26 protein-coding genes are annotated in these 23,124 nt (G+C 38.0%); 18 read left to right on the top strand and 8 right to left on the bottom strand.

What is annotated here, in order from left to right; all coding sequences use genetic code 11:
* Positions 1–147 precede the first annotated feature (147 nt).
* The 4 genes from rpmB (at position 148) to PF027_RS05660 (ending at position 3,260) form a co-directional block, all read left to right on the top strand.
* On the top strand, positions 148–339 hold the full coding sequence (rpmB, locus tag PF027_RS05675) for a 50S ribosomal protein L28 (RefSeq protein WP_270859292.1): 192 nt from the start codon (positions 148–150) through the stop codon (positions 337–339).
* An 18-nt stretch (positions 340–357) separates the two neighbouring features.
* On the top strand, positions 358–1,488 hold the full coding sequence (locus PF027_RS05670) for a potassium channel family protein (protein ID WP_270872448.1): 1,131 nt from the start codon (positions 358–360) through the stop codon (positions 1,486–1,488).
* A complete protein-coding gene (gene argJ, locus PF027_RS05665) occupies positions 1,481–2,674 on the top strand; it encodes a bifunctional glutamate N-acetyltransferase/amino-acid acetyltransferase ArgJ (RefSeq protein ID WP_270872447.1) in 1,194 nt (397 codons plus the stop codon). The genes PF027_RS05670 and argJ overlap by 8 nt, the downstream gene beginning before the upstream one ends.
* A 145-nt stretch (positions 2,675–2,819) precedes the next feature.
* Positions 2,820–3,260 (top strand): hypothetical protein, encoded by a 441-nt coding sequence (locus tag PF027_RS05660; RefSeq protein WP_270872446.1) that lies wholly within the window; start codon positions 2,820–2,822, stop codon positions 3,258–3,260.
* Positions 3,261–3,380: 120 nt separating this feature from the next.
* Here the strand turns inward: PF027_RS05660 and PF027_RS05655 are convergent, their stop codons facing one another.
* From PF027_RS05655 to ribA, 7 genes are all read right to left on the bottom strand, one after another.
* Complete coding sequence (locus PF027_RS05655) at positions 3,381–3,914, bottom strand: type II secretion system protein (protein WP_270862303.1); 534 nt, start codon at positions 3,912–3,914, stop codon at positions 3,381–3,383.
* Between the two features lie 83 nt (positions 3,915–3,997).
* On the bottom strand, positions 3,998–4,420 hold the full coding sequence (gene lysM, locus PF027_RS05650) for a peptidoglycan-binding protein LysM (RefSeq protein ID WP_270859298.1): 423 nt from the start codon (positions 4,418–4,420) through the stop codon (positions 3,998–4,000).
* A 528-nt stretch (positions 4,421–4,948) separates the two neighbouring features.
* Positions 4,949–5,815 carry a zinc metalloprotease HtpX gene (gene htpX, locus PF027_RS05645; protein ID WP_270877228.1) on the bottom strand — a complete coding sequence of 289 codons (867 nt, stop codon included), beginning with the start codon at positions 5,813–5,815 and terminating at the stop codon, positions 4,949–4,951.
* Entirely contained in the window at positions 5,803–6,339 is a 537-nt protein-coding gene (locus PF027_RS05640) for a hypothetical protein (RefSeq protein ID WP_270877227.1), read from the bottom strand. The genes htpX and PF027_RS05640 overlap by 13 nt, the downstream gene beginning before the upstream one ends.
* Positions 6,336–6,566, bottom strand: coding sequence for a PP0621 family protein (locus PF027_RS05635; protein WP_270877226.1), 231 nt, complete (start codon positions 6,564–6,566; stop codon positions 6,336–6,338). The genes PF027_RS05640 and PF027_RS05635 overlap by 4 nt, the downstream gene beginning before the upstream one ends.
* 10 nt (positions 6,567–6,576) lie before the next feature.
* Entirely contained in the window at positions 6,577–7,152 is a 576-nt protein-coding gene (gene rsmG / locus PF027_RS05630) for a 16S rRNA (guanine(527)-N(7))-methyltransferase RsmG (protein WP_442868131.1), read from the bottom strand.
* Positions 7,149–7,712, bottom strand: coding sequence for a GTP cyclohydrolase II (gene ribA / locus PF027_RS05625; RefSeq protein WP_270872441.1), 564 nt, complete (start codon positions 7,710–7,712; stop codon positions 7,149–7,151). Before ribA ends, rsmG begins: the two co-directional genes overlap by 4 nt.
* A 61-nt stretch (positions 7,713–7,773) precedes the next feature.
* On the opposite strand from ribA, the gene hemB reads away from it, so the two are divergent.
* From hemB to PF027_RS05600, 5 genes are read left to right on the top strand one after another with little or no spacing between them, the layout of a single operon-like run.
* On the top strand, positions 7,774–8,751 hold the full coding sequence (gene hemB, locus PF027_RS05620; RefSeq protein WP_270877225.1) for a porphobilinogen synthase: 978 nt from the start codon (positions 7,774–7,776) through the stop codon (positions 8,749–8,751).
* A 14-nt stretch (positions 8,752–8,765) separates the two neighbouring features.
* Positions 8,766–9,686, top strand: a complete 921-nt coding sequence (gene argF, locus PF027_RS05615) for an ornithine carbamoyltransferase (protein WP_270873504.1) — start codon at positions 8,766–8,768, stop codon at positions 9,684–9,686.
* Positions 9,687–10,169: a DUF2603 domain-containing protein gene (locus tag PF027_RS05610; protein ID WP_270865587.1), complete on the top strand. Its 483-nt coding sequence runs from the start codon at positions 9,687–9,689 to the stop codon at positions 10,167–10,169. It abuts the gene before it with no gap.
* The gene (hemN, locus tag PF027_RS05605) at positions 10,156–11,520 is read left to right on the top strand and encodes an oxygen-independent coproporphyrinogen III oxidase (protein WP_270877224.1); all 1,365 of its coding nucleotides are present in this window, start codon (positions 10,156–10,158) and stop codon (positions 11,518–11,520) included. Before PF027_RS05610 ends, hemN begins: the two co-directional genes overlap by 14 nt.
* Positions 11,521–11,523: 3 nt before the next feature.
* Positions 11,524–12,789, top strand: coding sequence for a (Fe-S)-binding protein (locus PF027_RS05600; protein WP_270877223.1), 1,266 nt, complete (start codon positions 11,524–11,526; stop codon positions 12,787–12,789).
* Positions 12,790–12,820: 31 nt separating this feature from the next.
* On the opposite strand, the gene PF027_RS05595 is transcribed toward PF027_RS05600, so the two are convergent.
* Complete coding sequence (locus tag PF027_RS05595) at positions 12,821–13,039, bottom strand: hypothetical protein (protein ID WP_270859308.1); 219 nt, start codon at positions 13,037–13,039, stop codon at positions 12,821–12,823.
* A gap of 130 nt (positions 13,040–13,169) precedes the next feature.
* On the opposite strand from PF027_RS05595, the gene PF027_RS05590 reads away from it, so the two are divergent.
* The 9 genes from PF027_RS05590 (at position 13,170) to PF027_RS05550 (ending at position 23,123) form a co-directional block, all read left to right on the top strand.
* Positions 13,170–14,072, top strand: coding sequence for a helix-turn-helix transcriptional regulator (locus PF027_RS05590; RefSeq protein WP_270877222.1), 903 nt, complete (start codon positions 13,170–13,172; stop codon positions 14,070–14,072).
* A gap of 65 nt (positions 14,073–14,137) precedes the next feature.
* Positions 14,138–14,443 carry a YtxH domain-containing protein gene (locus tag PF027_RS05585; protein ID WP_270872435.1) on the top strand — a complete coding sequence of 102 codons (306 nt, stop codon included), beginning with the start codon at positions 14,138–14,140 and terminating at the stop codon, positions 14,441–14,443.
* A gap of 17 nt (positions 14,444–14,460) precedes the next feature.
* Positions 14,461–15,015 (top strand): hypothetical protein, encoded by a 555-nt coding sequence (locus PF027_RS05580; RefSeq protein ID WP_270872434.1) that lies wholly within the window; start codon positions 14,461–14,463, stop codon positions 15,013–15,015.
* A 146-nt stretch (positions 15,016–15,161) separates the two neighbouring features.
* The gene (locus PF027_RS05575) at positions 15,162–15,968 is read left to right on the top strand and encodes a GTPase (RefSeq protein WP_270872433.1); all 807 of its coding nucleotides are present in this window, start codon (positions 15,162–15,164) and stop codon (positions 15,966–15,968) included.
* The gene (locus PF027_RS05570; protein WP_270872432.1) at positions 15,968–16,402 is read left to right on the top strand and encodes a hypothetical protein; all 435 of its coding nucleotides are present in this window, start codon (positions 15,968–15,970) and stop codon (positions 16,400–16,402) included. Before PF027_RS05575 ends, PF027_RS05570 begins: the two co-directional genes overlap by 1 nt.
* Positions 16,403–16,498: 96 nt before the next feature.
* Positions 16,499–18,181: a dynamin family protein gene (locus tag PF027_RS05565; RefSeq protein WP_270872431.1), complete on the top strand. Its 1,683-nt coding sequence runs from the start codon at positions 16,499–16,501 to the stop codon at positions 18,179–18,181.
* A gap of 69 nt (positions 18,182–18,250) precedes the next feature.
* The gene (locus tag PF027_RS05560) at positions 18,251–20,455 is read left to right on the top strand and encodes a dynamin family protein (protein WP_270872430.1); all 2,205 of its coding nucleotides are present in this window, start codon (positions 18,251–18,253) and stop codon (positions 20,453–20,455) included.
* Positions 20,456–20,537: 82 nt separating this feature from the next.
* Positions 20,538–22,034 carry a dynamin family protein gene (locus PF027_RS05555; RefSeq protein WP_270872429.1) on the top strand — a complete coding sequence of 499 codons (1,497 nt, stop codon included), beginning with the start codon at positions 20,538–20,540 and terminating at the stop codon, positions 22,032–22,034.
* A 3-nt stretch (positions 22,035–22,037) separates the two neighbouring features.
* Entirely contained in the window at positions 22,038–23,123 is a 1,086-nt protein-coding gene (locus tag PF027_RS05550) for an HP0729 family protein (protein WP_270872428.1), read from the top strand.
* Position 23,124 lies beyond the last annotated feature (1 nt).

Raw genomic sequence — 23,124 nt, 5'->3', positions numbered from 1 at the left:
AAATTTCCTTATCAAATTTATAAAACCCGCAATTTTACTAATTTTTCTCATAAATTTTGCTAAATTTAATACTTTGTATAATTTAAGCAAATTTTGAAATTTTTTAAGATATAATCGCCGTTTATTTTCAAATTATAAGGATTTATTATGGCAAGAAGATGCGCAATCACTGGCAAAGGTGCGATGGTAGGAAACAATGTAAGCCACGCAAACAACAGAACTAAGAAAAAATTCCAAGTCAATCTACGCACAGTTCGCGTTCAGCTAGAAGACGGCACTACAAGAAAAATCAAAGTAGCTGCTTCAACTCTAAGAACAATGAAAAAACAATCAAGATAACCTTAAAAAGAGGAATTTATGTCTATTTTAGGCAGAATAAAATTATTCCTCAACTGGTCCGGCTCTACTAAACCGGACATTAACCTTTATAGCGAAATTTACGACGAACTACGCCCATTTAGACTTCCACTAATTATCATTGTTTTAATGCAGTTAGTGGGGACTTTGGGCTATATATTTACCGCTGGATTTTCGCTAGTTGATGCAATTTATCAAGCAGGCATGACATTTACCACCGTCGGATTTACCGAGGTGGCGCCAATCCCGCCTGCTGGCAGACTTTTTACAATCGCATTTATTTTGATGGGCTTTGGGACATTTTCGTTTTGTCTGGGTGTCGTCGTCGAAGTTATCAAAAAAGGAACACTGCAAAATTTAATCAGGGAGCAAGCTATGATAAACAATATCGCAAGGCTCAAAAATCACTACATTATATGCTATAACAACTCGTATTGTGCGGAGTTGGCGAAGGAATTTCGCGCCAATCATATCCCATTTGTCGTCATTGATCCAAACCCAGATTTGGCAAAAAGCGCTGATGAAAATTTATACCCATACTACATAATCGGCGATCCGCACGAGCAAAAAACGCTTTTAAAAGCGCACCTTTCAAGCGCAAAATCCGTAATCACGCTAAGTCCAAATTTGGCCGATAATATCGCTATTATCACGCTTGTTAGGCTTTATGAAAAAGAATTAGGGCGTATTACGCCGTATTTTATCATGGCGAATTCTGACAGCGACAGCGACAGCGAACGCCTCAAAAAACTTGGTGCGAATTCTGTCGTGTTGCCGTCCAAACTCGCCGCACAGCGCCTTTCAGCGATTAGCGTGCGCCCAGATATGGAAAATATCCTAGAACGCCTCGTTTATCAAAAAGACTCCCCGATTGATATCGAAGAAATTTTAGTTCCTGAGTTTTCGTGGATGAGGTTCAAACGCCTCAAAGAAACCCGCCTCAAAGAGATGACAAACGCAAATATCGTGGGCGTGAAGGAAGCTAACAACCGCTTTGTAGCTATGCCTGATGGCGATTATCTAATCGGCACTGGCGCGAAACTGCTAGTCATCGGCACAGCCGAGGGTATCAGGGATACCAAAAAGCTAATTAGAAGCAAATACAAACCGCAGGAGATGAAATATGTATAAAATCGCCCCTTTGCAAAACGGCCTCGAAAATATCGACGGATTTTATTTTGGCGGGCTAAATTCTGGATTTAAAAAGGTCGGAAATGATTTGGGATTTATCAGAGCCGATGAGCCGTTTGCTATAAGCGCGATTTTTACGAGTAATAAATTTGCCGCTGCGCCAATAGCGCATTTTAGGCGAATTTTAGAGAAAAACGGCGGGGAATTTCGCACGAATTTCATTTTGATAAATTCTAAAAACGCAAACGCAATGACTGGCGAAGCAGGCATTAGCGATATAGATGAAATTTTCTCTGAAATTTCAAAATTTACGCCCTTAGTAAATCCTGTGATGAGCTCAACCGGCGTTATTGGATATAGATTAAAAAAAGAAAAAATCATAGCTGCTGCGAAAAATTTCGACCTTATGGCGCGCGATTCTGAGGCCATAGCCACGGCGATTATGACGACAGACACGCTAAAAAAGGAGTTTGCTTACGAAGTGAGCTTGGAAAATGGCGAGAAATTTCGCATAGCAGGCATTTGCAAGGGTGCGGGTATGATAAATCCGGCTTTGGCGACTATGCTTTGCTATATTTTAACCGACGCGAAAATCCCGCACTCTGATATGGGCGAGCTTTTAAGCGAGGCTGTGGAGGATAGCTTTAATAGGGTCAGTGTCGATGGAGATACGAGCACGAACGATACCGTCATGCTAGCGACCAGTGCGCGCGCTAGCTATGATAAAGAGGCGTTTCGTGCCGCGCTGAAAAAACTCGCACTCGACCTTGCCTTAATGCTTGTGCGTGATGGCGAGGGTGCGAATAAACTAGTGAAATTTAGAGTTTTTGGCGCGAAAAATGACAATGAAGCCAAAAAGGCTGCCAAGGCTTTGTCAAATTCTCCGCTTGTCAAAACAGCGATTTATGGCGAGGATCCAAACTGGGGGCGCATAGCCTCTACAATCGGCGCGTGCGGGATAGAGTGCGACGCCGAAAAACTCGTGATAAAATACGATGACGCGCTTGTGTATGATAGTGCGCACCGTGAGCTAGATGAGGAGCGCGAAAGGCTAGCGCACGAAGTAATGCAAAAGGCCGAATTTGAAATTTCATGCGATTTGGGGCTTGGAGCGGGCGAATTTAGCGCGTATGGCTGTGATCTCAGCTATGAATATGTCAAAATAAACGCAGATTACAGGTCGTAAATTTAGCGAAATTTGCGCCTGTAAGGGTGGTTTATCGAAAAATATCTATGAAATCAAATAAATTTATACAATTTATCTTGGAAAATATTTATTACATTTTGTTTTCTGTCGTGCTTTTTTTATATCGTTTAATATAGAAACTAATTTGAAAAACACCGAATATATCGAAGGAAAAGTAACATCTATCAAGGAAATAGCGGTAAAAAATTTTAGAGATAAGGTTTTATCGCCTAGAAAATATTACAATGTCTGCATTAAAAATAACGCCGGGAATAGCTGTATTAAGGTCGTAGAGCCAAATTTGGGATTTGAGCCGATAGTTAGTTATTTGAGCAAAAATAATTATTTTTTTACATTTTGGGTAAAAAAGGAAAGTTTTGGCGATGTTTATAAAATTTACAAAGCGCTTGTTTATGAAGACGAGCAGAAAACAAAAATTTTAAAATTTTATAGTGGAAAAGACGCAGAAATCGTAAAATTTTCACAAAAAGAGCTTCGATTATACAAAAATTTTACCTTGTTTTTGGCGATTGCGTTTTTGTGGTTTGTCTTTAAAAGAAGGAAGTTAGTTCGAAATTGGTTATAAATTATTTTCGCCACGCTGCTTTTAAAATTTGAAGCAATATCGTAGGGTGGGCGTTTCGCTCGCCACAATGAGAAAACAGAACTAAAATTCAAAGCTCCTTAAAACCGCCAAAACCAAATTTTACCTAAATTTATTCGGATTTAATCCGCCGATTCTTGTGCCTTTGGCTGTTTTGTTCGCGCCAGTTTCGTCTGTGTATGTGAAACTTGCATCGCGCATTGATTTCATCGTGGCTTGATTGTGCGCTAGTTCGCACGCATTTGAGGCACCTGCGCTCATACCATCTATGCGCACCCAAGCACCCATGTATTCGCTCACGCCGTAAGTTAGGGCGTAGCAAGGTTTGTTTTTGACTCTGATGTGCATTGATACGCTACCGCCGTTAGCTAGGCACGAGCCGTTGCCTGCGTGTGCGCCACCAGCGGCTGAGCTAAATGTGGCGACATTACTCATAAAATTTGGATTGTTGCTAAGACAGCCGTTTGCGTTGTAGTAGTTTGTGATATCGCTAGTAAGGGTCTTTATATTTGTCATCAATCGCACGATTTCGGCATCGTCCCTGCTGGCGTTCATTCTAGGCAGAGCGATACTAGATAAAATTCCCAAAACAACGATAACAAAAACAAGTTCAACCATAGTAAAAGCGTTTTTCATAACCTGCTCCTAGCTAAATTTTGGGTGATTATACAAAAATTTGAAAAATAAAAAAAGAGTAGGGCGCGTTTGCGCCCATAAATTTAGATTTTTGGAATTCTGATTTTTTGACCTGGATAGATTAGGTTTGCGTCTTTGATGACCTCGCGGTTTGCCTCGAAAATCACAGGGTATTTGTTAGCATCGCCGTAGAATTTTTTAGCGATTTTTGAAAGGTTGTCGCCTTTGACGATAGTGTAGTAGTTCTCTTCGCTATCTTCATTGACGCCTTCGATTTCTACGCTTGAAATTCCATTTACATTTCCTGCGATTAGAGCGGCTTTTTCAAGAGTTTCTTTGTCGGCGTTTCCGCTTACTTTAACGACATCGCCCTCGATTTTGACATCTAAGCCCTCGATTGGGGTAGAAGAGAGGTTTTTGGTGATCTCGTCTTTGACATTTTGCTCGTCGTTTCCGATACCAAGTAGCTTTTTACCAGCATTTGCAACAAATGAAAGTAATCCCATTTTTTCTCCTTTGATGAAAAATAAAATGTGATTTTAACGCAAGATAGTAAATATTTGAAAAAATGAAAATTTGTGATTATATTGCAAGAAATGAGAAATAATTTATGAAATTTTAGTTTTGTAAATTTTGCAAAAACACTGACCCGGAATTTTTATTTGTAGCAATGACAAATCAAGTGTAAATTTTGCATAATTTGTCATTGTGAGGAGCAAAGCGACGAAGCAAAATGAGCGTAGCGACCCGAGCGAAGCGAAGGGGCATTTGGACGAGCCGTAGGCGAAGTCAATCCAGGGAAATTTAAATTCAAAATTCTACTTAAATTTAGCATTGAACGATTTTTTAAATTTTAAGCGAAATTTGAAATTCTCTGTAAGGGGGAGGGCGCGCTTTTTAGGAGACGCTACCCTCCCCCTTACCAACCCCCACCCCTGTAAAACCTTAGAAGTGGCTAAATTTTAAAAAGCAATGCTTTTTAAAATTTAGCTGATTTTATTTTTACTGAAATGCTTCGCATTTCCTTGCAAATTTTATTTTTCGATAACGATTTTGCCTTTTAGCTCTTCGAGTTTTGCGATACGGTCGCTTGTGCTAGGGTGCGTGCTAAAAAGCTGAGAGAAATTCGCCTTAATCCCGCTAAATGGGTTTATGATAAACATGTGCGCAGTCGATCCCGTCGCAGAGTGCATGCGGTAGTTTTTGGCGTAATTATCTAGCTTGAATAGAGCAGAAATCAGCCACTCAGGGTGTCCTGTAAGCGCGGCTGCACCGGCGTCTGCTTTGAATTCTCTGGTGCGCGAGATTGCCATTTGGATTACGCTAGCAGCTAGCGGCATTATCACGGCTCCGATGAGTAAGAAAATTCCATTTGCACCACCGCGATTTTGTGAGTTTGAGCCTGCAATCGCGCCAAATTTGGCAAAATTCGCTAGCATTGCGATTGCGCCTGCAAACATCGCTGCGACCGAGCCGATTAGGATATCGTAGTGATTAACATGGCTTAGCTCGTGAGCTAGCACGCCCTCGATTTCTTGCGGGCTCATTAGATTTAGCAGGCCTTGTGTAACGGCGACTGCGGCGTTGTTTGGGTTGCGACCTGTGGCGAAAGCGTTTGGAACTTGCTCGTTGATGATATAGATTTTTGGCATTGGCAAATTTGCCTTAGCGCAAAGGCGATCGATTATGTCGTATAACATAGGCTGGCTCTCGGCAGTTACAGGCGTAGCGCGGTAGTGTTTCAAGACTAGTTTGTCGCTGAAAAAATAGCTGAAAAAATTCATACCGCACGCCACGACAAACGCCATAATCATACCCTTTTGTCCGCCAATTAGGCTGCCGACGAACATAAAAAGTAGCACGAGCCCGCTCATTAGCAGGGCGGTTTTTATTTTTTCCATATATCCTCCTTGGATAAATTTTTCGCACTGATTTTTGTGTCTAAATTTTTGATTTTTCCGCCTAAATTTTTGGTTAGACCGATTAGGCCTTGCGGATTGATGTGTGGCAGGTGAAATTTACGCCCGCCAGCAAAAAGCCCGCTTAAAAAGGATTTTGGGCGGTTTGCGATGGCTTCTTTGAAAACCACGGCGTCGATTCCAAGCTCGGCAAGCTGTTTTAGGGCGCGAGTGGAGCTGACAAACATCGCGATTTTAGCGTCAAAAAGATAGTCGTTGGCTAGTTTTTGCGCGAGTGGAGCGGTTTTTTTATTTACGATGATAAATCTCGCACCTGCGCCGTTTGCGAGCAAAATTTCGTTTAGGTTGTTTGTAATGACGCTGAAATTTTTCTCCGTGCTTTTGGCTAGCGAGATTAATTTAGAATCAAATTTAAAGAGCAAATTATCGTATCTAAAAACCTCGTCTGTGTGTTTGATAGCGTAAAACGGCTCGTAATCAACCAATTCATGCCCTAGAATAATCATTTTTTTTCCTTTATTTTTGCCAAGCAAGATTTGCAAATTTGGCGCGAATTATGCGAGATAAGCGCGCTAGCTTCGTAATATGTCCCGCACTCATCGCAAGGCATTAGCGCTGTTGGCTCTTGCTCGTCCTTTGTGTCTGCGCTCTCGCCCTTTTTGGCGCGAAATTTCGGCACGATTAAAAAATAAATTAACGCAATAATTATCGCTAATGATAAAAGTTTTCCCATTTTTGGCCTTTTAAATTGGTTTTGAAATTTCACTTATTAAAAGATAATTTCTATTCTCTTCGTTAAAAATTTGCGTCTTTGCGCCATTAAATTTTTTTAAAAATTCACTCACTTCCGCCTCTACGCTACTGCCTTTATAGAGCAAAAAGTGCGTATTGCTATCATAAAATCCATCGCAAATTTCGACTAAATTTTTCGTTTTCATCACAGCTCTTGAAGTTATCAAATCAGCCCTAAATTTTAGCGAATTTTCGATTTTTTCTCTATGAATTTCGACATTTTTTAGCCCCAAATTTACCTTAGCGTAGGTCAAAAATGACGCTTTTTTGGCGATTGGCTCGTATAAATGCCATTTCGTGTGGTTTAAAACCATAGCCAAAAATATCGCCGGAAACCCAGCCCCGCTACCGATGTCAATGGCGATTTTAGGGTATTTTGGGATAAATTTCACCCCACCAATACTATCAGCGATAATTTCGCTTAAATCATCGTAATTCGTAAGGCTGTGGATTGCGTTAAATTTACGCAGACACTCGCCAAATTTAGCGCACTTTTCGTCGAAATTTTCAGGCAAAATCAAATTCACAGCAAATGCCCCATTTTATCTTTTTTTGTTTTTAGATAATTTTCGCTAAATTCGTTGGCTTTAATGATAATCGGTATGCGCTCGACGATCTCCACACAATGCAAATTTGATAGCTTTTCAGGGTTGTTTGTGAGTAAATTTATCTTTTTGATTTCATAGTGTTTTAGGATAAAATCCACGATTTCATAGGTGCGCTCGTCTGCTTTAAAACCTAGCTGATGATTTGCCTCGATTGTATCAAAGCCCTTATCTTGGAGCGCGTAGGCGTTGATTTTATTTAAAAGCCCGATATTTCGCCCCTCTTGGCGCAGGTATATCACCATACCGCCGTTTTTTTCTATGTATTTTAGGCTCTCTTCGAGCTGGTCTCTACAATCGCATTTTAGGCTTCCGATTGCATCTCCTGTGAGGCACTCGGAGTGGATTCGCACATTTACGATTTCATTTAACGGCATTTTTGCGATTACTAAGTGTTCTTTTTCGTTTTCTTTGAAGGACTGCACCTTAAATTTACCGAAGCGTGAGGGCAAATTTGCAATCTGCGAAATTTGAATATTCATATAAAATTTACTCCATTTGTGATATTATAAATCGATGATTTTACCCAAAAAAGGAAAAACAATGTTTAAACGATTTAGAAGAGTGCGCATAAATCCCGTAGTAAGGGAGCTCGTGCGCGAAACTTCGTTAGAGATGAGAAATTTTATTTACCCGCTTTTTGTCGTTCCTGGTAAAGGTGTCAAAAACGAGATAAGCTCCATGCCAGGCGTATTTCAGCTGAGTTTGGACGAAATTTTAAAAGAGTGTGAAATTTTATCAAATTTGGGAATTAATAAAATTTTGCTTTTTGGAATTCCAGAGGTTAAAGACAGCATTGGCTCTGACGCGCTTAGCGATGATGGCATAATCGCCACTGCGCTTCGTGCGATTAAGGATAAATTTCCAAAATTTATGGTGATTACGGATTTGTGCTTTTGCGAATACACTGACCATGGACACTGCGGGATACTAGATCATGTTCATCAAACCGTAAATAACGACGCTACGCTTGAAATTTCAGCCAAACAAGCCCTAATCCACGCTAAAAACGGCGCTGATATGATAGCCCCAAGCGGTATGATGGACGGCATAATCACCACTTTACGCACAGCACTTGATAGCAATGGATTTGAAAATTTACCGATTATGGCGTATTCGACGAAATTTGCGAGCGGGTATTACGGGCCGTTTCGCGATGTAGCGGAAAGCGCGCCTAGCTTTGGTGATAGAAGCTCGTATCAAATGGATCCAGCAAACCGCCTAGAAGCGATAAATGAGAGTTTAGAAGACGAGGCACAAGGGGCTGATATTTTAATGGTAAAACCGGCACTTGCGTATTTGGATATAATCCGTGATTTGCGCGAGCGCACTTTACTTCCGATTTGTGCGTATAATGTCAGTGGCGAATATGCGCTTTTAAAAGGCGGAGCGAAGCTTGGATTAATCGATTATGAGCGGGTTTTAATGGAGACTATGATAAGCATAAAACGCGCAGGAGCGGATATGATAATCTCATATCACGCAAAAGAAGTAGCTGAGCTTTTGCGTAAATTTAGCTAAATTTAGGAGAGAGTATGCGACATTTTTTGACTTTTGAAGATTTTAGCAAAGATGAAATTTTTGAAATTTTGCGCCTTGCGGCCGAGATTAAAAAAGAAGCCAAAGCGAAGGATTACAAACCGTATCTAAAAAACCAAACCCTAGCAATGATTTTTGAAAAAAGCTCGACTAGAACGCGCGTGAGCTTTGAGACTGGTATGTATCAGCTAGGCGGACAAGCGCTGTTTTTAAGCTCGAAAGATATTCAACTCGGTCGTGGCGAGCCTGTGAGGGATACTGCGCGTGTGATTTCTAGCATGGTCGATATGGCTATGCTTAGGGTTTATAAACAAAGTGATTTGGAAGAATTCGCCAAATACTCAGCCGTGCCTGTGATAAATGGCCTTAGCGATTATCTCCACCCGGTGCAATTAATCGCGGATTATCTTACTATGCAAGAGCGTGCTAGTGGGGACTGCGTGGCGTATATCGGGGACGGAAACAATATGGCGCATACTTGGATTTCGCTGGCTTCGATTTTGGGATTTGAGCTTAGAATCGCTACGCCAAAGGGCTATGAGGCTGATGCGTCTATCGTAGCACAAGCTGAGAAAAACGCCAAAATTTCAGGGGCAAAAATCATCTATACTCACGATCCGCGCGAGGCGGTTTGTGGCGTAGATGTCGTTACGACTGATACTTGGGTTTCAATGGGACAAGAGAGCGAAAAAGAGCGCAAAGTTAAGCTCTTCGAGGGATTTTGCGTAGATAAAGATATGATGAGCCTAGCTAAAAAAGATGCTATTTTCTTGCATTGCTTGCCAGCGTATCGCGGATACGAGGTCAGTGATGAGATTATAGAAGCTCATGCGGGCGATGTTTTTAGCGAGGCTGAAAACAGATTGCACGGCCAAAAGGGCGTAATGGTATGGCTAGATAGACACAGAGGTAATTAAGTGGAAAAAAACGACAAAGCATTAACAAAAATTGATCAAATCAATGAATTTTTCGGTATCGAGGACGCTAATAGCACGGTTTTTGAGATTTCGCACGACCCGCAAACAAACGAAAAAAAACTAACACTAAAAAAGGGTTCATGGAGCGACGAGGAGCCGTGGTTTGGGATAGATGAGAGTGGCGAATTGCACACAATGGTATCTTTAAAATCGCTAAATAATCTAATCCAAGTCGCAAAAGGGGCGATTGCAGAGAATTTCAACCTAAAATTAGAGCGTTCGATTTTACAGCAAGCCCCAGTGGATTTTGGCGATGCGTGGATCGTGTGCATGGACGAGATCCGTAAAATCACGAGCGAAAACCCAAGCATAAAAAAGATAAATTTAGATTTAGACGCCATAGTTTCGCGCGTGAAGCAATCACACCCAAATTTATTTATAGATATCGAAGAGTTAGTAAGGAGCAGAAATGGCAAACATTGATTTTGACGCGTATGCTAAATTTTCGCGCCCAGGACCGCGCTATACGAGCTATCCCACTGCGCTAGAATTTAGCCAAAATTTCAGCTACGAGCAGTATATAAATGAGCTAAAAACCCAAGATAAAAATGCCCCGCTTTCGCTTTATTTTCACATGCCGTTTTGCCGTTCGGCGTGCTATTTTTGTGGCTGTAATGTCATCTACACTGGCAAACGCGATAAAATGGACAGGTATTTAGACTACATAAATCGCGAAATGGATATTTTGTGCGAGCATTTAGACGCTAGCAGAGTGGTTACGCAAATGCACTTTGGTGGTGGCACACCGACATATTTCGACGCCGAACAACTTGATCGCCACATAAAAAACATAAAAAAACATTTTAAAAATTTCAGTGCTGACGCTGAGATTAGCTGTGAGATTGACCCTAGATTTCTCACACAACAGCAGCTTGATGTGCTTATTTCGCATGGATTTAACCGCATAAGTTACGGCGTGCAGGACTTCAACGAGCGCGTGCAAAAAGAAATCCATAGAATTCAGCCTTATGAGCTGACAAAAAGCGTAATGGATATGGCGCGAAAGGCTGGGATAAAGTCGATTAATATGGATTTGATTTATGGTTTGCCATACCAAAATTTAGCGACTTTCCAAGAAACGCTAAATTTAGCCCTTAGCCTTAATCCAGATCGTTTTGCGATATTTAATTACGCCCATGTTCCATGGATAAAAAAATCAATGCGTAAATTCGACGAAAGCACGCTTCCTGCGCCAAAAATCAAGCTTGAAATTTTAAAATTTACTCATGATTTTTTGACCGCTAATGGATACGAGCCAATCGGCATGGATCACTACTCTAAGCCAACAGATGAGCTTCACGCAGCCCTTAAAAATGGCACGCTTCATAGAAATTTCCAAGGTTACACCACAAAAGGTGGCGCGGATTTGGTGGGCATTGGGCTAACGAGTATCGGCGAGGGTGCGCGGCATTATGCGCAAAATTTCAAAGATATGGCGCCGTATGAGGAGGCGATTGATAGCGGAAAATTGCCGTTTTTCAAAGGAATTTTGCTAAATAGCGAGGATTTGCTTCGCAAAGATGTCGTAATGAGCCTAATGGCGAATTTCAGGGTAAATATCAAAGAGATCGAAGCTAAGCATGGTGTTAAATTTTTCGAGCATTTTGCAAATTCGCTAAAAGAGCTTGAATATCTTAAAGATTTCGTGAAAATTTCAGACGATGAGCTTAGCGTAACGCCGACTGGAACGCTTCTAATCCGCAATATCGCAATGTGCTTTGATGAGTATATGCATAAAAATTTGGGCGAGAAAAAATTCTCAAAAACGGTGTAAAAAATGTATGATTTCAAAACCCTAAGTGATAAATGCGTAAAATGTGGCAAATGTATTCCAGCCTGCACGATTCATAATATCAATAGCGACGAAGTTACCAGCCCACGCGGGTTTTTAGACCTGCTTGGTGCGGTCGAGCGGGGCGAACTCGAACTCGATAAAAATATGAAAAATATCTTTGAGAGCTGTTTTTTATGCACGAGTTGTGTCGATGTGTGCAACGACTCCCTGCCTACCGATACTGCGATCGAAAACGCGCGCTACAAAATCGCGCAAAAATTTGGCATAGCGTGGTATAAAAGGGTTGCGTTTTGGTTTTTGAGCCACCGCAAAATTTTGGATTTAGCAGCAAGACTAGGGTATTTTTTCGTGCCGTGCGCCTTTAAGACACAAAAAGACAGCGAGCGCGGAAATACGATGAGACCGCGATTTTCGGTGCCGATGATGAGCGTGGAGCGCACACTGCCTAGCTTAGCGAAAAAAAGCTTTATGAACTCGCACGCCGAGTTTATCGACAATGGCGGAAGCAAAACTATCGGGCTTTTTATCGGCTGTATGGGAAACTACGCATATACTGGCATTGGCGAAGCGTTTTTGAAAATCGCAAAAGAGCTTAAAATCAATGTGAATTTGATGAAAAAGCAAGCCTGCTGTGGTGCGCCGCAGTATTTTACTGGGGATTTTGGCTCTGTGGAGAAAAATGCGAAATTTAACATAGAGTATTTTGAAAAAATGCTAGCTAATCTCGATGCTATCGTTGTGCCAGAGGCGACATGCTCTGGTATGCTAAAAGTCGATTATGTGCATTTTTTCGAGGGCGATTCGCATTGGCAAGAGCGCGCAAAGGCTGTGGCGAGTAAAATTTATCTAGCGACGGAGTATTTTGATAAATTTACAAATTTAAAAGAAATTTTATCAGAGCGCGGAAAAATAGGGCAAATCACCTACCACGATCCGTGCCACTCACGCAAAATGCAAGGAATTTGGCGCGAACCGCGAAATTTGCTCTCGCAAAATTACGAAATAATCGAAATGCCAAACGCCGATCAATGCTGTGGATTTGGCGGTGTAACAATGCAGAGCGAAAAATATCATCTCTCGCGCAAGGCTGGCTTAGACAAGGTCGCCTCGCTCAAAGATAGCCCCCTAAAAATCGTAAGTGCGGAGTGTAGCGCGTGCAGAATGCAGCTAAATAACGCCTTTGGCTTAGCGCAGATCGATATGAAATGCGTAAATCCGTTAGAACTGATTGCTAGGGCGTTGGGGTAGTCTGGGTTAAATCTAAATTTAACCCCAAATTTCAATCTTCGTAGGCGTTTTCTTCTGCTTCTGGCTCTTTTGGGCTGTTTTCTTGGATTAGCATGCGGTTGGTTTCGATCTGTTTTTTTAGCTCGTCGTAGTTGCTCTCGGCTTGGTTTAGTCGCTTTTCTAGCGCTGTGATGCGCTTTTCGGAACGAGAAATAAAATAATACACCACATAAATCATAAATATAACGATAATCCAAGGAACGATTTTCATCTTTTTACCTTTTTGTAAATTTCAAAGCGTGATTATAGCATAAGTTAAATTTACCAAAATTTTAACTTTTAATTGCTTGGTTTTAAGGCGAAAAAGATACAATATAAGCTTTATTTTTAGGTAATGGACAATGAAAAAGATAATGGGCAAAACCAAAGATAGTCGCGAAAATATCGCCATTAGACTTCTTAAATTTATGCAATTTGCGTTTTTGGGCGAGAGCTTTCGCGAGAAAGATTTGCAAAGCGAATTTGGCGTAGATGTTCGGACGATACAGAGGGATTTGAAGGCGCTTAGAGCGTATGGATTTGAGTTTGAGACCAAAAACGGTGTAACTCACGCAAACTGCGTTGGGGGGGGGTTTCTAGATACCTGCTCGCTTAGCCTAGCACGAAATTTAGGCATTAGCGAGATTTTCCCTAGCTTTGGAAGCGAGGAAATCACAGACCTGCTAAACGGCGTTTATAAAATCGACGCCAAATTTGACAAATTTGCCCCAAATTCCACGCTCAAAAGGGATTTTGAGGAGATTTGCTACGCTATCAAAAATCACAATATTTTAAATTTCACTTACTCGGGCAAGGAGCGCACCGCAAAGCCTTATGCCTTTATTTTTCGTCTTGGGGTGTGGTATGTGCTATGCGATGAAATGGGCGTTTTAAAGACATTTACATTTGAGAAAATTTCAAATTTAGATGTTTTGGAGCAAACCTTTTCGCCAGAAATCAAAAAACTAGCCCAAATCAAAGAAAATAAAAATCACTGGTTTTCATCTAGTCCCATAAATGCGAGATTGCGTGTGGATAATACTGCGCTTGCATACCTTGGGCGCAAAAAATTTTTCATCACACAAAATTTTATTGATAAAAACGACAAATTCGCCATACTCGCCGTAACTGCGGCGTTTGAAGATGAAATTTTAAATTTCGTAAAACTCTATCTGCCATATATCAAAATCATCGAACCAGCAAATTTGCAAAGTAAATTTGAAAAAATTTTGCAAGATTATCTAAAAAATGGCGGAAATTTATGAGAAACGACAAACCCTGTCGCAGCCATTTCGTAAAATACCATAAATTTTTTACGAAAGGATGAAAAATGTGGAAGTTTTTCTTAGGTTTAGGCGTAGGTGCGATAGCAGGAGTAGGTGCGTTAGCGTATGTCAAAAGTAGGTGCGAAGAAGATGACGAATTCGCCGAAAAAGTCGATGATGTCATAGAGAGCGTTTGTGATGGTTTCGAGAGCGTGAAAGACGCCATAGAAAGCACGGCTTCAAACATTTCTGAGGTTATTGACGAAAAGTGCGAAGCCATAGACGAAGCTTTTGGTTGGGGCAAGAAAAAGAATAATGCGTTTCTGGGAGCTGATATTTGCAAACGATATTTAAATGTGAGAGAAATTTAAAAAACAAGGAGAAAGATATGGATTTGGGAATTTTTGATGAAAGCGCAGTAGTCGGTGGTGTAAGTGGTTTTGTAGATACGGAGGCGACGCTTAGCGAGCTTGATGAGAGTTTAGATGATTTGAGGCAGAGATTGGCTGATATATCTGAGGAGGCTGAGGAGTTTGGCTGCACTGGCGGATATGACAAGACAAATCTACAAAGCGAGTGGGCAAAAAACGCCCCAGAACTCATTAGACAATGGGATTTGGAGGTGAATTTGATAATCGCGCTTTGTGAATTTGCAATCAAAGAAATCGATGAGAAAAGTGCGAAACTCGAACAAGCCAAGGAGGCTATGGACGATAATGATGAGCTATGCGATAAAATCGATGAAAAGCTAGATAGTGGCGAAGATTTAAAATATGAATTTGAAGATATTTTATCTGACGCTAGGGATTTGCAAAAAACGCATGATGAGAAAAATGAAGTGAAAATCGAAGTGCCAAGGGTAAATACTGGAAGTCAAATTGGCGGTGTCTTGGGTCTCGTAAAAGACATGCTTGTGGGAGATAAACCATTTCCTCGCTCTTAGAAATCGTAGGCTAATGTGCGAGTGAAAATTTGCGAATTTGCAAAATTTCTAAATTTGCGAATTTCACTCGCCAAAAGCCTTTAAATTTCGCTAAACAAGTCCGCTAAATGCGGGTTGGTTTAGTCAAATTTTATAAAAGGATTAAGATGAGTATCGACGAAAAAAGAAAACTTGTAGAAAAACTAAAAAATTTGCAAGATGAAAAGCCGATTGTTTTGTGTATGGGGATTTATAATAGTGGCAAAAGTTCGCTTTTAAATGCTTTGATAGATGATTTTGAAAACGAAACTTTTAAAGTAGCCGACAAGCGAGAAACGCTAGAAACCAAAAGCGTGGAGCATAGGGGCATTATTTACACAGATACTCCCGGGCTAAATGCTACGCTAAATGATGATGAAAAGGCTCTTGGCGATGAGTTTATGTCCGATGTGAATATATTTTTGCACTCTTTATCTGGTGGCGAGCTGAAAAAAGATGAGATAGGCTATTTGCATAGTCTGATAAATGAGCTAAATAGCGTTAAATCGTTTTTTGGTAAGACAATCTTTGTCATAAATCATATAGAAGAAAAAAGCGATGATGATATTCAAAGAGCCATAGAAAAAATAAAAGAGCAAATTCAAAGTGAATTTGGTGCAAATGCGAAAGTTTTTAGCATAGAAACTTTAAGTTATGTTGATGGGAATTTGCAAAACGATACAGAGCTAATAAAATGTAGTGGTATAAATGAGCTAAAAGAGCAGATAAATACAATGTGCAGACCAGATAAAATTTATGAAAATAGGGAAGCAAGACTAGAAAAAGCCGTAAAAATTCTGATTTTGGCACTGCAAGAAAAAATCGACGAAAATAATAAAGCTGTGCAAAATATAAAAGAACAAGAAGCTCAAATTTTAAAAAGAGTGGAAGAAGCAAATCAAACTATACAAAATATGAAAGCGAGATTAAGATAATGGCGTGGTCTTTGCTTAAATTTTTGCGTGGAAGCGGTGGCGTCTGTGAGCCAAAAAATGATAAAACTACAAATAACGATGACGAGCCACAGGCAGAAACTAAGAGCAATCATAGCGAACCAAAAGTAGAAAAAAAGAGAAAAGAGTTATCTCATAATGAAAAAATTTACGCAAGTATTAAAGAGTATAAAAAAGGTGTGCTTAACTCAATAAAAAATGATTTTGGAGTTGAAGTAAGGCATTATAATGACAAAGGCGATATATATGCTCTTGGTTTGGTTAATAAACCAAATGTCGCACTTGTAGCTGCATTTTCGAATAATGCAGTCAAAAAATATGAAATGCTTTTTCACGGCATAGATACGAGCTATATAAAGCAAGAAAATGAAAAAATTCGAAAAGAAATTGAAGAGATAAGGAGATTATATAATTAAAAGAAAAATGAGTAAATTTTACTTGTGAAATTTGCTTCATCAAACAAATTTGAAATAGTTTGTTTGATGAAGTAAAAATTTTTTTAAGGAGAAAATATGAAAAATTTACAGGTTAAATACAAATCGTATTTAGATGAAGTTTGTGGGATTTTGCAAGGTATTGGCTTTGATACAACCAAGCAAAAAGAGTTAAGCAAAGCCATTGACGAAGTGCGTTTAATCGCCCCAGTTATCGGTGGATTTAGTGCAGGGAAAAGCACTTTTATAAACTCGTTTTTAAAAAATCAAATTTTATCTGTGGCTATTACACCTGAAACAGCTCTTGCAACAGAGCTTATATATGATAAAAACGAGCGTTTCGAAGCCGTTTTTGATGATGATAAATTTGATAATTTTGAAATTTCAAAAAGCAAATCTATAAATGAAAATTCAGATAAATACGAGTATGTTAAAGCGTTTTTAGATAATGAAAATTTAAAAAATATCGAACCGCTTATTTTAGTCGATATGCCAGGCTTTGACTCTCCTGTATCATTGCATAATAAAGCTATCTTAAACTATCTTTCCAAAGGTAAATTTTTTATAGTTTTAATTAGCGTCGAAGAGGGCGGTATAACAAATAAAGTTATGCGTGAATTACAAAATATCAGTGAGCTTTCAAAAGATTTTATAGTATGTGTAAGCAAAGCAAATTTGCGTTCAGGTGACGATGTAGAGCGTATCAAATCACATATAAAATCACAGCTTCAAGATTATTTTGACTACGATAAAGAAGTCGTTGTTATCGGATTAGATGATGGCGATAATTTGGGCAAAATTTTATCATCAATCGATAGCAAAGAGCTATTTAAAAGTATTGTTTTGCCTGATTTAAAAAGCGATAGTTTTACGATAGAAAGTGCCATTACTACGCAAATAAACACACTTCAAAATGATAAAGAAGCAAGCGATAAAGCCATAAGAGAGTTAGAAAGCGCAGTGGCAAAATTGCAAGATAAAAAAGAAAGTGCTATTGCTGATATTCAGGCTAAATACAGCTCAAACACAGCAGATAGTATCGTCAGAAGCATAGAGCGAGATTTGTATGATAGCGCAGATAATCTAGCAAATTTGGCTGTGAGTGGGGCAGGTTTTGAATCCGAGCTAAATGACATTATCCAAAATACGCTTATTAGGGAGAGTAGAAGAAAGCTAAATTCTATTAGTTCAGATATAGTTGGAGATTTTAAATTTGAATTAAAAGGGCTAAATTTAGCAAATTTTGCCATAGATGATACTTGGCTAGAAAAAGTTTCAAGTGGCATAGAAAGTTTATTAAACAATGCTATGGGTGGTTTAAATTCATTAAGCACAACTATGAAGGAAAATGCTGAAAAAGCAGGTAGGGTCTATAAGGCTCTTACTACTATTTTAAGTATTGCGACAAATGTTGTAAATCCTGTTTTAGAACTTGTAGTTGTATTCTTACCAGAAATTATTTCATTTTTTACAAAAAATAGTAAAAAAGATGAGATAAAAAATCAGATTATTTCAAGCGTGATACCAAAAATCAAAGGCAGATTAAAAGATGAAATTAATGCTGTTTTTGGCGAACAGATTTCAAATATCGTTGCGGCTGCAAGCGATGAATTTGAAGCTCAATTAACACAAAAAAGAGATGAAATCGCAAAAGCCGTATCTTTAAGAAGTGAAAATGCCAATGAAATAGAAAATAAAATTTCAGCCCTAAAAGATGCGAAAGAGAGACTTGCAAGGCTATCAAGCGAGAATTTGTATTAGAAGTGGCATTGTTTGCAAATTTTTTCAATGAGAATTTGCAAACTTAATTTAATCAAAAAAGGAAGATTTATGGATATAGTAAAATTAACACAAAATTTAGAAAAAGTCATTGAAAAATACAGTATCGATACTAGCAAAGTTATAGATTTATCGCTAGAAAAAAGCGAAAAACTAGCAAAACGAATAGCTGAAATAAACGATGAAAATAGATTGCTTAAAATAGGTATTATCGGTCGTGTCAAAGCAGGAAAAAGCTCACTTTTAAACGCTTTGTTTTTTGACGGAGAAGACATTTTACCAAAAGCCGCTACACCGATGACGGCGGCTTTGACTGTGCTAAGGTATGATACTGCACCAAAAGCTGAGATTGAATTTTATGATGAAGATGATTTAGAGACAATCAAAACAAGTGCTAGTGAGTATGATAAAAAATTTAAAGACGAATATGAAAAAGCGTTTAAAAATTTACAAGACATAGCACAAAAAAAGGGACAGCAGATAGATAAAAAAGATATTGAAGAAAGAGCACAAAGAAGCGCTAAAAGAGTTTTAGATGAAAATAAAACATTATGCGCTTATAAAGAACAACAAGTTATGCTAGAAAACTCGAATTTATCTTTTTCATCTCTTAAAGAAAGTAGCCAAATTAGTGCTGATACTATGGCGGAATTAAAAGAAAAATTGAAAGATTATGTCGGAGCTGACGGCAAATTTACAGCTTGGACGAAATCTGTCATACTTTATATAGATAACGAAAATTTAAAAAATGTCGAAATCATTGACACCCCGGGCGTCAATGATCCGATAGTTTCGAGAGAAGAACGCACAAAAGAGTTTTTAAAGGGTTGCGATGTCGTGCTTATAGTTAGCTCGGCAGGACAATTTATGAGCAATTCTGATATGGATTTATTAGAGAGAATTAGCACAAAAGACGGCATTAGAGAAATTTTAGTCGTAGCTTCGCAAACTGATAATCAACTCTATGGTAGCGAAAAAGAAAAATCGCGTGGTGATTTTGATTTGGCACTACAAAACATAAAAACGACGCTAAATTCACAAAAAAATACAAATTTATCAAATTTTTCAAAATCGCTAAATAGCTTTGAAAAATCGGTTTTTAATATAAATGAAATGCTGAAATCAGATTTGATACTGACTTCAAGTGCCTCTTATGAAATCATTAAAAAATTTGACAACCAAGCAGTATGGGATGAAAATTTAAAGGTAGTTTGGGCAAATCTAAACAAACATTATGGCGATTATTTTTCTAGCAAAGAAAGTGCTTTGTTAAATTTAGATAAATTAAACGGCGTCAAGGCTATAAAGTCTAAATTTGACGGCGTTAAAATAAAAAAAGATGAAATTCTAAAACAACGAAAAGCTGAATTTGAAGAAGTTTGGCACAAAAATATAAAAGCTTTTCAAAACGAGCTAATCAAAGTGCAAGAAAACAAAATAGAAAAAATCAAAAGCACCGATATAAATGAGTTAAATGAAAAAATCAAAAATATGCAAACTATAAAAGACAAGGCTATATCAAATGCGGATATGGCTTATGAGAGTTTGATAGAAGAATTCGGGTTTAATACAAAAGAAAGATTGTTTAAACAAATGGATAAATTTTTTAATGCAACCGAAGAAAAGATGGATAGTAGTGAAGGTTCTAGGTCTTATGAAGTTCAGGTTAAGAGAAATTGGTTTATAGATTTATTTTCTAAAAAATATGAAACACGCTACGAAACTACCGTAAGAGCCGGTGCGGTAAGCTCTGCTTTAAATAAGTTTTGTAATGAACTCTCAAATATGACAGAGTTAGAATATGAAAAAAATATTATGGATTTTAAAAAATCGCTTACTAGTAAAATTTTAGAAGCCATAAGATTTGATTCTAGCGTAGATGAGATTTTAGACCTTGATATTATAAAACTAGCCATTATAAATATCGTAAAAAAAGTAGAATTTCCTACTATCGAAAAAGAAGAGCTACCTAAAAATTTAAGAAAAAGTGGAGAGCTTACGGGATACAGCGCCGATAGGTTTTTAGAAGAAGCAAGAGATTTTGTTTATGATTTGCAAAGCAGTGCAAAAGAAAAAATCAAAAATGCCATAGGAGCATTAACGCGAGATTTAAAATCGCAAAATATCGGTAAAAATATATTTGCTAAATATGATGAAGATATAAACGAGCTTAAATCAAACATAGAAAACACTAAGCGAAGTATAGAGAAGTTTAATCAAATCATAATGGAGCTTAAAAATGTGGATAATGCTTGAAAAAACGCACATTAGGCTTATGAAAGAAGCAGACGAGAAATCGTCTGCTAAAATAATAAATTTAGAAAATGAGGGAGAAAAAATGAAGAGTGATCTTGAAAAGTTAAATTTCAAAAACAATCAAAATTTAAAAAATTTGCAAAATTTGCAAAATTTGCAAAATAATTACGATGAATTAAATTTAAAACACACGCTAATTTCGGAAATTTTATCATCTAAGCTAGAAAATAGTGGTATTAGAAAATTTGATGAAATTTTAAATAACGATTATAGAGATTTTGCCAAAAAAGAAGACACGCTAGCTAGCGAAGCAGAACAACTTATAATCTTACAATCCATAAAAGATGAGCTTGTGATGATTGCTAGCTGCAAGGAGCTTTTTGACAAGACTTTATTGCCTGTTGGTGGTGGATTTAGTGCTGGGAAAAGTGAATTTATAAATAGCTTTATGAGTGGTGGCGTAAAACTAGCTAGGTCTATCGAGCCGACAACTGCTATCCCTATGTATATCATAGATGGCAAAAGTGGGATTTTGGGATATAACAAAACAGGCGGAGTAACAAATTTTGAAAAATCTATAAATTTAAAAAATTCACAAGGAAAAATTGAAAATTTTATAGCAAAATTGACGCATGATTTTATTTCGAAATTGGGCTTCAATTTAAAACAAATTTTACCTTTTATGGTTTTAACAACAGCTGTGAAATATAAAAATGTCTGTTTTGTCGATACTCCTGGATACAATCCAGCCAAAGTAGGAGCGCAAAGCGATGACAAACAAAGTGCAAAAGAATTTTTAGCTCAATCAAATAAATTTATATGGTTAGTCAGTGCAGAAAGTGGCACTATAACCAATGATGATTTAAATTTTTTAAAAGAATTAAATTTGGATAATAAAGACCTTTATATAGTCGTAAATAAATCTGATTTAAGAAGCGAAAGCGATATACAAAATATCATAGAGAAAATTTCAGGCATATTAGATGACAATATGATAGATTTTGTAGGGATTAGTGCTTATAGCTCTTTAAATAAAATCACAGGGTATTATGAAAAAAAATCACTCGATGAATTTCTTGGCGAGTGTGATAAAAAATCAAACAAGCTAAATGAGATTGTAGATAAAATTTATGGTGTTTATAAAGAATATCGCTTTGCCATAGAGTCAAGCATACAATCAAAAAAAGATATTTTGGCTAAATTAAAAAGCATTGGTCTTGATTTTAGCCAAGAATTTGGAGATTTTGACAATGAAGCCACAAAAAATTTGCAAGAATTTAGCAAATCGGAAGATTTTAAATTTGATTTAGAAAAAACGAATTTAAAAGATTTAGAAAAGGTTATAAATGGCTTTTTAGAAGCGATTGGTGAAGTTTTTGGCGAGAAAATAATAGTAAATTTCGATGAACGATATAAAAACGATAATGTAAAAACTCCTAAAAAGAAAAAGAGTGTAAAAAAGGCTGTTTCCGAAAAGGCTGTTTCCGATAAAAAAGAAGTGGAAACAAATGAGGTTGGGAGAGGTTTAGATTCTGTTATTTCTTTATTTAGTCGTGCAATATTAGGTATGGGTAGGTGAAAAATGAAAAATATCCTTATCCTTTACAACCCGTATTTCAAGGCAAATGTTATCGAAGAGCATTTAAAAATTTTGCTTAGCAAAGGCAAGGTCGCATTTGGCAAGGTCAGAGCCAAGGATAGGGATATGCAAAATTTAGATGAAAACGCCCTAAACGAAATTTATGCCAGTGCGAACACAAATGCCTATTTTCAGCTATTTTTGAGCGATTTTTCTAGCCTTTATGTAGCCAAAGTCATCGCTGTAAAAGACAGCTTAGATGATGAAATCTCTCCGAGCTACTACGAGAGCTTAGAAGTGGAGAAATGGTTTATTTTAGGCGATTTGCGTGAGCTTGTGCGAAATGATTTCGAACGCGTCAGAGATGATTTTTTAAGCGGATTTTTGGTGCGAGGTAAGACTTACCGCATTTACGGCAACGACTATGTTTATCCGCTTGTGGTAGAACAAAAAAATTCGCTTGATTATTTTAGCAGTGGCGAGTGTTTTTACAAAAATGTCTATAAAAGTGCCGAATTTTTGGGCGTAAAAGAAAATTTGGCAAGGTATTGTTTCGGCGATATTTTTCACATCTTACATATCGACAGCGTGGAAAATTTAGTCTCAGCCGAGATCGAATACCTAGCCAACAAAGATGATAAAATTTACGATTTTAGCGCCATTTCGATGAGATATTCTAAGGTTATGGAGCTTGAAATTTACGAATTTGTCAAAATTTTATTTAAAAGGCTTTGCATTTTTGACAAAGAGATTTTAGCCGTGCCTTACTCGGTGCAGGGTAAGGACTACACCGTGCGAGATATGTTTGATACTCGCCCAAATTTAGGCACTTACAAATTTTTATTTAATCAAATTAGGATTAAAAAAGCAATTCAGAGGCTAAATGATAGAAATTTAGAAAATTTTCTACTTTACACCTTGCTTGGCGAGATAACTGCCCTGCAAAGTGTGCGAAATCCAAGCGTGCATAAAAAAAAGGCGAGCCTGCGTGAGATAAATTTGCTAAGAAGCCGAATTTTAGGCATAGGGCGAGACGGCGCGATACCTGCGCTTTTGCGAGAAAAACAAAAAATCGATTATAAAGGATAAA

Source organism: Campylobacter sp. VBCF_01 NA2 (genome assembly GCF_027797205.1).
Lineage (GTDB): Bacteria > Campylobacterota > Campylobacteria > Campylobacterales > Campylobacteraceae > Campylobacter_B.
Note: the sequence above shows the minus strand (reverse complement) of the source record. Positions and strands in the feature narration are given on the sequence as shown.